The organism is Gimesia aquarii, from assembly GCF_007748195.1.
Classification (GTDB): Bacteria; Planctomycetota; Planctomycetia; order Planctomycetales; family Planctomycetaceae; genus Gimesia; species Gimesia aquarii.
This window is the reverse complement of sequence record NZ_CP037920.1, coordinates 4,573,551-4,586,179: the sequence shown is the minus strand read 5'-3', so window position 1 is coordinate 4,586,179 and position 12,629 is coordinate 4,573,551. Positions and strand designations below refer to the sequence as shown.

The following is a 12,629-nucleotide window of genomic DNA, read 5'->3' as shown; positions in this document are numbered from 1 at the left end:
TTCTCACTATAGAGTATCTTTGAAAGATAAGATTGAAAGACCAATTCAATGAAAAAAGAGATGGAGAAAATTGTTGCGTTGTGCAAACGGCGTGGATTCATTTTTCAGTCTTCAGAAATTTATGGTGGCCTTCAAGGTTTCTGGGATTATGGTCCCTTAGGAGTTGAACTCAAACGTAATGTCAGAGAAGCCTGGTGGTCTGACATGATTACAACGCACAATGAATTGGTTGCTCCCGCAGGTGCTCCGAAGCCCTTTGCCATGACCGGTGTCGAAACGACGATTATTATGCATCCCAGTGTCTGGAAAAGCTCCGGCCATTTTGATTTGTTTCATGATTTTATGGTCGACTCGAAAGAATCCAAGGCGCGTTTCCGTGTCGATCATGTTTCTGTTGCCGTCGCATATGCGTCCGATAGTTCTCCCGTTGCCTGTGAGACTTATATGGCAGATATTGGAGAAGAAGGTCTTTCAAAAACGAAACGTAAACGTTTGGAAAAGGCAATTACGGAGTATGAAAAAGAGCAAGGGATTGCTGTCAGTGAAACTCATCAAATATCTGTCTGTAACCTGATGGAATACAGCAAGATGCTCAGGGATGCCGATATTCCAGCAACTGGAAAACTGGAAGCGCGTTGTCCCGAAACTGGTGGAGAACTGACTGAACCACGTGAGTTTAACTTAATGTTTAAAACGATTATTGGTGCATTGTCTGGCGAAGAAGGAACCGCCTTCCTGCGTCCGGAGACAGCGCAAGGAATGTTTGTGAATTTCAAAAATGTGGTTGATAGCGGACGAGTGAAAATTCCATTTGGAATTGCTCAGATCGGAAAAAGTTTTCGCAATGAAATTACGCCGCGCAACTACACGTTTCGCTCTCGTGAATTTGAGCAGATGGAAATGGAGTTCTTCTGTCATCCGGATGAGTCATTTGAGTGGTACAAGTATTGGCGAGATCGTCGTTATAACTGGTATATCAAACATGGCATTGCAGAAGACAATTTGATTCTCCGTGATCATACACAAGAGGAACTCGCTCACTACTCTGTCGGTACAGCCGATGTTGAGTATGCGTTTCCTTTCATGGAGGAGAATGAATATGGTGAACTTGAAGGGGTAGCCCATCGCGGCGATTTCGATTTGCGTTCACACATGGAGGGTAAACTAGTTCGTGAAGGAGATCAATTGGTGGTCGAGCAGAATGAACATGGTCAGCCCAAATACAAAGGAAGTGGTAAGGATTTGACTTACTTTGATGACCAGACACGAGAACGATTTACACCGCATGTGATTGAGCCCGCCGCAGGTGCAGATCGCGCCACACTCGCGTTTCTTTGTGAAGCATACTACGAAGACGAGCAACCCGATGAAAAAGGCAACATGCAGACTCGAACGGTGATGCGGTTCCATCCCAAGTTGGCTCCCGTGAAAGCAGCGGTGTTTCCTTTAATCAAAAAAGCCGGTATGCCGGAAGTGGCGTCGTCAATCTATCAACGTTTGAAATCTGCAGGGGTTCAGGCCGTTTATGATCAGCAAGGAGCGATTGGACGCCGTTATCGGCGTCAGGATGAAATTGGAACTCCTTTCTGCTTGACTGTGGATGGTGATACCGAACAAGATAATTGTGTTACCTTACGTGATCGTGATACACTGGAACAGGTGCGTGTTCCCATTGATGACGTCGTGACCGAAATTCAAAAACGACTCAATGGCTAAATGAATTTAGAGTCTGTTGATATTTCAAAGTAAAATAAAAAGAGGTATGTGTCATGACTAACAAGAAAATGGACCGTCGAGATTTCGGGAAATACTTTGCTGGTGGCACAGCGGCTTTTGTTACAGGAACCACTGCATCCTCTGCTAAAGAGCCTATTCTGGATGGTATTACGCGACCATCGAATACGATGATTATTGATGGAGGAGGACAATCCGTATGGAATTCTACGGCACAACATGTTCGGACCAGTGGTTGGATTTCTCCCGATGGAAAAGTTTTTCATGAGGCGGCTCGGAATATTCCCATTGTTGAAGAGGACGATGTGATTGTATGTGGAGGTGGCCCGGCCGGAGTCGCGGCTGCCTTGGCATCTGCCAGGAGCGGTGCCAAAACCAGGTTGCTCGAAGTAAATGGTTGTGTCGGTGGAGTCTGGACTGCGGGAGCTCTGACATTAATTATAGATGCCCAAAACAAACCGGGTGTGATGCGTGAAATTTTACAAAAACTGGAAGAGAGAGGTGCCAGTAATCCATTGCAGAATGGATCGGTGGCTTACGATACTGAGAAAACAAAATTGCTGTTGGAAGATCTGTTATTAGAGGCAGGCGTCAAAATTCAGTTGCATACCCGAGTTGTGGGTGCTGTGACGGATATAAATAATCGACTTTCAGTGATTGTGACAGAATCCAAATCCGGCAGGCAGGTGTGGAGAGCGAAGTCATTTATTGATTGTTCGGGGGATGGCGATTTAGCGGCACAGGCAGGCTGTGGCTATGAATTTGGTCAACCGGGAACAGGACTTACTCAACCGATGAGTCTAATGGTATTACTGACAGGGGTGACCACTGATGGAATCGCCCCATTCATTCGAGGAGATGCAGAACCTCGCAAATTGGGAAATCCGAAGAAAAATCTTCTGGCAGAATTTCAGCGCGCAGGTGTCGATCCTTCCTATGGTGGTCCGACGATTTTTCGTGTACGTGAAGGGCTATATGCCATGATGGCGAATCATGAATATGGAACACTAGCGATTGATGCAGCGCATGTGACCGATGCCACCTTGCAAGCACGTCGTGAAGTCCATAAGTTGATCAATAGTTTGAAAAAGTTAGGCAGTCCCTGGACAAACTTAGAGATCGTTGCCACCGCAGAACACATTGGTACGCGCGAAGGTCGGCGGATCAGAGGAAGATATCATGTTACAAGTGATGATTTAAAGAAGGGCGCCCGCTTTGAGGATGGGATTTGCCGTGTGAGTTTTGGAATTGATGTCCATTCTACTAATCCCGATAAGACTAAGGCGATTGAAAAGAAACCGTTTAAGTCGCGGCCTTATGATATTCCACTACGGGCTTTAATTGCCCGTGATGTGACTGGGCTGATGATGGCGGGCCGGTGTATCAGCGGTGATTTTATTGCACATAGCAGTTACCGAGTTACTGGGAATGCGGTAGCGATGGGGGAAGCAGCAGGTGTGGCTTCAGCACTTGCTGCTACAACGCAGAAACTGCCTCATGAGGTCCCCTTCTCTACAGTGGCAAAACAACTCAAACAAATTCGCTCGGCGGATACGAGGCAAGTGAAGAGCTAGCACAGATCATACTTTTTATCGAGTTTGATTATACTCTGGCTTAATCACGCAACTTCCAAATTAACATTGGAGTGTGTGGTGATTTCACAGGCACAGGAAAGAGAGCGGCTGAAGGGAATCGAACCCTCGTCACCAGCTTGGGAAGCTGGGGTAATACCATTATACCACAGCCGCTGATTTCTCTATGAGACAGCCTATGTATGCGAAAGGTTCAGGTCAAGCAAATTAATGAATTGTTAGAGAGGCGTATCAAAGATATTTTTCAGAGGTTTCTGAAAATCACGAAAATCAATTTCGATGGCACTATTCATTCCTTGTAGAAGTATTTTATTCAATCGTGGTTCGATATGCATTTGTAGAAGTGTGTCTTTAATAATGTTCTCTTTAAAACCGATCGTGTTCCCCGTTTTTGCGTCCATGATCTCGAAGAGAAAAGAATAGCTTGTGGTTTTTGATTCAGTCCGAATTTTACTTATGAATATCAAAAACGGAAGTTGGTATTGAGAAGTATCAATCCAAGACCGTTTGGGAAGGTTGCGGCTCCAAAGCATACTTCCAGATTTTTTGTCGATGCAGATTAAATCGTTGTCGACATGCACCACATTTAAAAAAGAATCACTCACATAAAAGTCACGATGAGGAGACCGTCTGCGAGGTGTTGTATAAGAGAAATTAAAGTAGTATCGTTTCTTATCAGAAAAACCGACAAATTTGTTTAAGTTTTCAAGTAAGTTATCAGGGATTATCGATTCGACAACAGTATCACCCGTCTCTACATTCAAAACTCTGAGTCGATTGGGAGGCAGTAGAATAGCCAGTTCATTAGCGGAGACCTGTGTTGAAAATCCTGAATTTAATACTGGCTCATCAAGTAATAATCGGTCGGTCAACGGATCCCACAAGCGTACTCTTTTTTCGGTAGTGGATGTCGTTTGATAAAAGAGCTTTCGTCCGAATGCATGGCGCGAGCGGCTATTCAGTTCCAGTTCCCCTTTTCGAATCAATTCTCCCGTGATCGAATTATAAACATCGTAATTTGTCCGATTGATGTTGAAAGCGACAATTGCTTTTTGATCACCGATCAAACCCTTGCTGGAATCACTTAAATAACCTGATTTAGTGGGAATGTTTCTGCGCTCCCATAAAACTTTGCCTGTAGCAGGATTCAATCCAAATAACTGATTATCCCACTGAAAAATACAGACACGCGGACCGGATGGACCTACATAAAACACTGATTGTGAACTACTCAAATTGTCAAATTCTGCTGTCCATAGTGGTTTAGATAATTCATCTTGAAGATGCAGCAGAGAAACTCCCTGAATTATTCGATTACTACCAAGAGGAATGAAATGCCCTACAAATGAAGTGCGAGATTGATATGGATAGGAGACACGGTCAGATATTTTTACTTTCCCAATGTTTTGTCCAGCATGCTTGTTGACGACATTAAGAGTTGTGCCTGCCTTCAGCAAGAGTTGAGAAATTTCTGGTGGAGGGAGAAATTTACGTTCGTAATTTTTATAGATTACTTTGGTTGCCGGTGGTACAGGACCTGTATGGCTTTGTTTGATTGAAACATGTGAGACGGAATGTTTTAAAGGTTGCATGGCTTGAAAAACAGTCCACACTTGCGAAGCACGGTTAAAACGCTTCACGTACTGAGAACCTGTGATTCCGGAATCGAGTGTCACGTTTGCAAATTGATCGTTGAGATCTTGTAATAAGGAAGCCGCTTCATGAGGTAAACCAGCCAATTCCCATAATTCCAGTAGTTGACGTGTCGCAGTAGCAGCTATTTCAGGATTGGGGTTAGAGTAATTTTCCAATAGCAAAAATTCTGCCCTTTGGTTTTCTCCCTGTTTTATCAATTGATCAGCCAAAGCACTGCGTACTGCTACTGCTTGTGGCCAACTACCATAGGTATCGAGAAATGATTGTAGAGCGATAACAGATCCATCGTTGAGAGCTATATGCTGGTCATTAGAAATAATCAAGTCAACTGCTTCGCGTGCACCTGGGGACGCTTTTTGTGTTACTTTTTCCATCAGTCCGCTAATGAGGCTCTTTACTGTCACCAGATGATTCGTATCGCCCGCCATAGCTAAAGGTTGCTCTACATCGATCTTTTTAAATTCCTCAGCAATCTCCATCAAGCCCTGATAGTCTTGTTGTTCAAGTAGATACTTTGACTTTCGTGACAAGAAACGACCTCGCTCCAGAGGTGTGGAAGCTAGATCTTCAATTTTCGCCAATATCTGAAATTCGTTTTGGTTGGATTCGTTTAATTCTGCGTAGAGTAATTCTCGTAACAGTGACTCCGAGCGTTCTTTCACCGGAGAAACGGACTGCACAGAAATTAAGGCCTCGAGTTTTCGTTTTGCATTTTCCAGATTTCCGAGTGAAAGTTCCAATTCAGCTTTGATTAATTGATTACTCTGAGCCTTTGCAGAATTGAGCGATCTTTCTTGATCTTGCGGCAAACTGGCAAGCATTGTTTCAGCCTGGGCAAACGAATCGATTTGCCAAAGACCTATCGAAATAATGTGCCCCTGATGTGCGATAATATTTCCAGGATACCAATTGTGTTGTGTTCTAATTTTACTCTGAGACCGTGTAACTTTAGATGTACGCTGGAAGGCATATTCGGCCCCGCGTCGCAATTTTTGTTTAAACTCACGGTTCAGGATATCAGAAATTTGGGTTGCGTTACTAAGAGTGAAGCCGGATTCTTTTCCTGAAGGGATGTGAATACTGAGTAGACTTCCCGATTTAATTGGCAGGAGATAATTATTACGCGACAAAATTCCCTTGCCAGTGACGGGTCCGACATGTAGATGCCAGAGTTCTCGACCATCTTCAATATGTCGTCCACGGCAGTAATCAGAGCCAATGATGAGAACTGTTTGATCAACGACGGCAGCAACGAATTCGCCATCTTCTCGAGGAACTTCATCCCACAGCGGAACGCCCGATTTCAAATCGATACAATGGATGAACGGTGATCCACTGGGCAAATAGTAAATCCGATTTTTATCAATCACTGGTACGCTGGTCAGACCTGGATGACCAAACGAAACCGGAGCATAATATCGTTTTTGTGAAATTCTACGGTAATGGTCTCCTTCACCATAATAGTAATTCCAGAGTAAATCTCCATTAGTTGCGTCGATAGCAACCAGTGTGTCAATTTGTGTGGGGCAGACGATAATCCCCTGACTGCTGGCGAGCGGACATTGCTTATGAGCTCTGTTTCGATCTGAGTGAATAGGCTGGTTGACATAGACAATCCCTTGTTTCCAATGGATGTTTCCATTTCTCGGGTTGATACAAAGTATAGAGATCTGACTATTATGTTCTGCAACGGCATAAATATAGTTACCAACAGGCAGAGGCGCGCCTAGAAAATAGTAGCCATCAATACTCCAGGCAGGTTTTGTTTGAAGTGAGTCTTTTTGGGTAGAAGTCGATGAATTAGTAACAGATGCATCATCGATTGAACGAGCCGTTGTCAATTTCACTGGTAAAGCCAGGAGCCGGTTTCCTCTCTGAGAGACAAGTGGGAAATGAGAAATTCGGCGTCGAATCCCCAGATTCAATTGTGGTGGAATTTGAGGACTTGGATTGGGTAGATAATCTATGGCAAACACATGCTGCCCGTTAGTGGAAAGTGAGCCGTATAGTGAACTGAAGTAGTAGAATTTATCGAGCGGTAAATTTTGTGAATAAGTTGAGTGGGAAGGAGTTTGGCTTTCAATACGATCAATCAGACTATTGAGACTGCCATCGCTTTTAAATAACCAGGATGTTATCCCTGTTTCTATATTGACTGCTCTGATGCCTTCAAAGTCTCGATAAATGACCAGATTATCTACTGCGATTGGAGTATTTGCGACAGCCGTTGAGAGGTCCTCTCTGTTCTGTTTGATTTGCCAGCTTCTTAAGGTATCAAGTGGTCTGGATTTTTTGGTTCGAGCTATCGGATGACTCCAGCGAGGATTCAGATATGGCAGGCTGGCATTGATAGATCGGTTTCGTTGGGGATTTCCTTGCGAGAGAAACCATCCAGGATTTTCTTTTAAATCCATTTTCTCAAGTGAAGCGTTTACCCTCTTTATTGCATCAGACAGGTTACTTTTGATACCAGATACTGTGACTGGTAGTGTGCCTATGACCGTCAGTATTTGGGAAACTTTTTCAGGTTGACCAGATCGTTGATATGCAACTGCCGCTTTAAGAAAGTGGGTTGGTCGCATTCGTCTTTTATGAATTCTGCTATTCAATAATTGATCCCAATAGCGCGCTGAAAAATCGAAGTTACCTTGCTCCAAGTAGTGAGAGGCTAAATAGTCTAGCGCTTCAAAACCAGCCTGGAGTGGGAAAAATCGTAACGCCAGGTATTCGTACATCGTCAGATCATGATTCTGTTTCGCTTGCTTCAGAAACCAGTCTGCCTGTGGGCCGGAAATTCTCTCATAATCTGAAAGTGCTCGTGGAGAAGCGACTGAAAAAAGTTCACGCGTACGCTGTCTGAAGTTTAACGGGCGGGATTGCCCTTCAGGCCAGAAGAAGTAGTCTTCCTGATGATCAAGAAGTTTTTCTAATTGTAGCGCGCCTTCGGTGATTTCTTGATTCAGAAATTTGTGCTCGGCTCTTTCGAACTGTGATCTCAAACTTCTGTTACGATAGATGCGGTGGATCAACTCCTTACGATTATTTGAGGCTTCACTTTCAGGTTCTGTCTGGTCTGGAACATCTTTGTCTGCGGGAGGATCTAAAAACGCGATGAGCTGATGTCCGTCTTGCTCATCGTTAGACAGTAGATAAGCACATGGATAAATTAACAAAATACAGACACATAGAAGAATTCTGATGTTAACATTTCTCAGGTAGAATCGTCCTGAGAATGGAGGAAATAATCGATTCATCCAGTGGATTCTCCTCAAATCAGAAGCACATGCCAGTTAACCAGCGCGTCAGTAATTATAGCACAATCAGTTAATTTGCAGACAGTCTACTTTGAAAACCTGTAAATCATTGGATGGATGAGATCATTTCGAGGGGCTTTACGGCAAATAACTTAGGTCGGTTTAATCTTGAATTGACTATTATCCAAGTTACATTTGAGAATAGACAAGAGTGAGACAAGTCGTTATAGTTGTGATTAAGTTTACGGCGTTTAAATAATAAGTTGATGAATGTACATTTTTAAAGGGGCTAAGTATGAAACGGACAAGTTCCTTCAGATTCAGCCTGAAAGTCAAGACGCTACTTTTTTGTGGTATCGTTCTATTTGTCGAACTTAGTGTGCCACTTTTCGGATGGGCAGAAACCAATAACGCCAAACCAGTTCAGCAAGATAAGGTTCCGGCCGTTGAATTCACACAGCAGATTCAGCCTATATTGGCGAAGCATTGCTATGCATGTCATGGACCTGATGTGCAAGAAGGTGGTTTACGTCTGGATCAGAGTGAACACGCTTTTAAACAGTTAGATTCTGAAGCCACCGCTATTGTTCCTCAACACCCTGAACAAAGCGAGCTGCTAACTCGTATCATTTCCCAAGAAGAAGATCATCAGATGCCTCCGGAGGGAGAACGTCTCAAACAGGAACAAATTAATTTAATCAGGAAATGGATTCAACAGGGAGCTGAATGGAAAAAGCATTGGGCGTTTCTACCTCCCAAGAAAAGCACACCACCAAAGACTAGACAAAGCAAGTGGATTAAGAACCCCATTGATGCATTTATTTTGTCAAAACTAGAGCAGAAGGGACTCTCCCCTGCGCCACCCGTGGATCGCGTGACTCTGATTCGGCGGGCCTATTTTAATTTGACGGGTTTACCACCTACCCCTGAAGAAGTTGATCAGTTTGTCAACGACCAGTCTCCCAATGCTTACGAAAAATTGATCGATCGCCTGTTAGCTTCGCCCCGTTATGGAGAACGCTGGGCTCGTCATTGGCTTGATCTTGTGCGTTATGCTGATACGAACAGTTTTGAGCGTGACGGTGCGAAACCAAACGCCTGGCGTTTTCGCGACTATGTGATTCGTTCCTTCAATAGTGATAAGCCCTATGATCAATTCGTCAAAGAACAATTGGCGGGTGATGAACTCGAAAATGTATCAAGTGAGACAATCATTGCTACTGGTTATTATCGTCTTGGTCTCTGGGATGATGAACCCGCTGATAAATTACTGAGTTACTACAATGAAATGGATGATATTGTTTCGACAACAAGTCAGGTTTTTTTAGGGCTTACTTTGAATTGTGCCCGTTGCCACGAACATAAAATCGATCCGATTCCTCACGAGGATTATTACAGTTTTCTTGCGTTTTTTCATGGTTTGAACTCTTATGGAACACGGTCTGATCAACGGTCCTTTAATCAAACCGATATTTCCGGTCCTGAAATTTCTACTCTCTATTCGAAGCACGATGTGGAGAAAAAAGAGCTTAAGAAAAAAATGTTTCAAATCGAGCAGACGGGCGTCAAAAAAATGTCGGCTGTTGATCAAAGGCGATCTGAAACCCATCAGCGTAAAAAATTATTGAAAGAAAAATTGGAGAAGTATTTGGAACCGGCTCAAATCAAAACCTACCAGGCGATGAAGCATGAAATGCAGAAGCTGGAGGAGAGTCGAAAGCAATTTCCTCCTCGAAAAATGGCGCTAAGTGTCAGTCGCAGTCTGAAAACACCGCGCGAAACTTTTGTGCTTTTAAGAGGAAATCCCCATGTTCGTGGGAAAAAGGTGGAGCCGGGTTTCCCGCGGATATTTGGGCAAAGTGAGATACAAATACCACCTCTTGATAAAGATCAAAAGACATCCGGCAGACGGCGTGTACTGGCTGAGTGGATTGTGAATCCTGATAACATGCTGACCTCGCGAGTGATCGTCAATCGAATCTGGCAGCATCACTTCGGTCGGGCAATCGTTCAGTCACCTAACAACTTCGGTCAATTAGGTATGCCACCCACACATCCCGAACTACTGGACTGGTTAGCCCTCGAATTCGTCGGACGTGGGCAGAAGTTCAAATCCTTACATAAATTGATCATGATGTCGAATACTTATCAGATGTCTTCACAGTATTCAGAACAGGCAGCAGTCATCGATCCGGCCAATGATTTATTCTGGCGGTTTAACATGCGGCGTCTTAGTGCAGAAGAAGTTCGTGATTCCATATTGAAAGTAAATGGTCGTCTGAATCCCAAAATGTACGGCCCCGGATTTTACCCTTTGATATCGAAAGAAGTGTTACAAGGCCAATCGCGTCCCGGTGAGGGATGGGGTAAGTCATCAGAGGAAGAAAGGGCACGAAGAAGCATTTACATTTTTGTAAAGCGTTCGTTAGTGACTCCCCTGCTTTTCAATTTTGACTTTGCAGATACTGATAGTACCTGTGCCGTCCGATTTGTGACCACACAACCGGCACAAGCATTGGGAATGATTAATGGAGACTTTGTGAATCGGCAGGCCGAACATTTTGCAAATAGAATTTTCGAAGAAGTGAGAAATTCGCATTCCGAATTTGTCATACGCGCGATTCGTCTGGCCTATGGTCGTCAACCAAAGATGAATGAAGTTGATGAGGGAGTACGATTAATTAATACTCTGATGAAAAAGCATTCCCTGAAAGAAAAACAGGCATTGGAATATTTCTGCTTAACAATTCTGAATCGGAATGAATTTGTTTATCTGGATTAATGCAAAGAAAATTTAAGTGATCTTGGGAAATTTTGTCTCTGATTTTGTGTAAGGATCAATTATGGCATCAGAACTAAAATCAAATCATCTGGTAGATCAGCAAACGAAATCAGCTGGACATGCACAGTTCTGCCGTCGTACACGTCGGGAGTTTTTATGGGAAGCGGGAGGCGGTTTTGCTTCGGTTGCTTTAACGGGAATGTTGTCTGCTGATGGATTTTTGAATTCTCAAGCCGTTGCCGCTGATGGTGTCGGCCAATATCAGAATCCTTTGGCGCCTAAAGACCCGCATTTTAAGCCCAAAGCGAAAAGTGTGATCTTCCTTTTTATGTATGGTGGTCCGAGTCATGTTGATACTTTTGATCACAAACCAAAACTCTATGGTTTGGATGGCAAGACGATCCCTGTCAAAACGAAAGGCCGTGGCGGTGAAAAAAATGAAGGACGCGTCGTTGGCCCGAAATGGAAGTTCAAACAATATGGTGAATCAGGTCAGTGGGTCTCTGATCTATTTCCCCATTTGGCTACCTGCGTTGATGATATTGCGTTTTTGAAATCGATGACGGCCGACTCTCCCATTCACGGTTCTGCAATGTTGATGATGAACTCGGGTAGAATTCTGAGTGGATTTCCCAGCCTTGGTTCATGGCTTAATTACGGTTTAGGAACTGAGAATGAAAATCTTCCCGGGTATGTCGTCATGCTTGATCCGACAGGAGGTCCGATTAGTGGAGCCAAGAACTGGTCGAGTGGATTTATGCCGGCGACTTACCAAGGAACCACAATGCGTTCTGAAGGGGCACCGTTGATTGATTTGCGTCGTCCTGAAGGAATGAGTAAAGCAGTTCAACGTGAATTGTTGGATGCTTTAAAAGAAGCAAATCAGAAGCACCAAGCTACTCGTACTGGTAACTCGGAACTGGCAGCTCGTATTGCCAGTTACGAACTGGCTTTCAAGATGCAGAAACATGCACCGGAAGCAGCAGACATTTCTTCAGAAACAAAGCAAACACAAGAATTATATGGGCTCAATAATCCCCGCACCGCTGATTTTGGCAGAAGATGCCTGTTGGCACGCAGACTAGTTGAGCGAGGTGTGCGCTTCATTCAGTTATATTCTGGTGGAAATCATAATGACTCCAACTGGGATGCGCATGGCGATTTAGAAAAAAATCATAGTTTTCATGCAGGCAATACTGATCAACCTATTGCTGCGTTAATTAAGGATTTAAAATCTCGCGGATTATTTGATGAAACCATGATTGTCTGGGGCGGTGAATTTGGAAGACAGCCAACGGCAGAGTATGCAAAAGGCACAGGACGTGATCATAATTCCTTTGGCTTTACCATGTGGACTGCTGGTGGAGGGATAAAAGGCGGTACTTCTGTTGGTGCAACAGATGAATTGGGGTCGGCAGCGGTCGAGAAGCCATTTCACGTTAAACGATTGCACGCGACAATCCTCAATCAGATGGGACTTCATCCAAATCGTTTGTCTTATTTTTATGGTGGTTTGGATCAAAAGCTGGTAGGAGTTGAACATACAGAGCCAATCCATGAAATCATCTGACGAAGTACCTGCAAAAAGAAATCGCTAGCCTTCCAGGAGAA

General features: G+C 43.9%; 5 protein-coding genes and 1 tRNA gene. 4 read left to right on the top strand and 2 right to left on the bottom strand.

Annotation, left to right across the window (positions count from 1 at the left end; genetic code table 11):
- Positions 1–48 precede the first annotated feature (48 nt).
- Both V144x_RS17655 and V144x_RS17650 read left to right on the top strand, forming a co-directional pair.
- Positions 49–1,716 (top strand): glycine--tRNA ligase, encoded by a 1,668-nt coding sequence (locus V144x_RS17655; protein WP_197998492.1) that lies wholly within the window; start codon positions 49–51, stop codon positions 1,714–1,716.
- Positions 1,717–1,769: 53 nt separating this feature from the next.
- Positions 1,770–3,308: an FAD-dependent oxidoreductase gene (locus tag V144x_RS17650; RefSeq protein ID WP_197998491.1), complete on the top strand. Its 1,539-nt coding sequence runs from the start codon at positions 1,770–1,772 to the stop codon at positions 3,306–3,308.
- Between the two features lie 103 nt (positions 3,309–3,411).
- On the opposite strand, the gene V144x_RS17645 is transcribed toward V144x_RS17650, so the two are convergent.
- Together V144x_RS17645 and V144x_RS17640 are read right to left on the bottom strand one after the other, a co-directional pair.
- Positions 3,412–3,482, bottom strand: a tRNA-Gly gene (locus V144x_RS17645).
- Positions 3,483–3,544: 62 nt separating this feature from the next.
- Positions 3,545–8,236 carry an outer membrane protein assembly factor BamB family protein gene (locus V144x_RS17640; RefSeq protein WP_144986609.1) on the bottom strand — a complete coding sequence of 1,564 codons (4,692 nt, stop codon included), beginning with the start codon at positions 8,234–8,236 and terminating at the stop codon, positions 3,545–3,547.
- Between the two features lie 295 nt (positions 8,237–8,531).
- On the opposite strand from V144x_RS17640, the gene V144x_RS17635 reads away from it, so the two are divergent.
- Both V144x_RS17635 and V144x_RS17630 read left to right on the top strand, forming a co-directional pair.
- A complete protein-coding gene (locus V144x_RS17635; RefSeq protein ID WP_144986607.1) occupies positions 8,532–11,018 on the top strand; it encodes a PSD1 and planctomycete cytochrome C domain-containing protein in 2,487 nt (828 codons plus the stop codon).
- 61 nt (positions 11,019–11,079) lie between these two features.
- The gene (locus V144x_RS17630; RefSeq protein ID WP_232102567.1) at positions 11,080–12,588 is read left to right on the top strand and encodes a DUF1501 domain-containing protein; all 1,509 of its coding nucleotides are present in this window, start codon (positions 11,080–11,082) and stop codon (positions 12,586–12,588) included.
- Positions 12,589–12,629 lie beyond the last annotated feature (41 nt).

Coding starts and splice junctions, on each gene's coding strand:
- V144x_RS17655 (WP_197998492.1), top strand. CDS start 49: ATGAAAAAAGAGATGGAGAAAATTGTTGCGTTGTGCAAACGGCGTGGA.
- V144x_RS17650 (WP_197998491.1), top strand. CDS start 1,770: ATGACTAACAAGAAAATGGACCGTCGAGATTTCGGGAAATACTTTGCT.
- V144x_RS17640 (WP_144986609.1), bottom strand. CDS start 8,236: ATGAATCGATTATTTCCTCCATTCTCAGGACGATTCTACCTGAGAAAT.
- V144x_RS17635 (WP_144986607.1), top strand. CDS start 8,532: ATGAAACGGACAAGTTCCTTCAGATTCAGCCTGAAAGTCAAGACGCTA.
- V144x_RS17630 (WP_232102567.1), top strand. CDS start 11,080: ATGGCATCAGAACTAAAATCAAATCATCTGGTAGATCAGCAAACGAAA.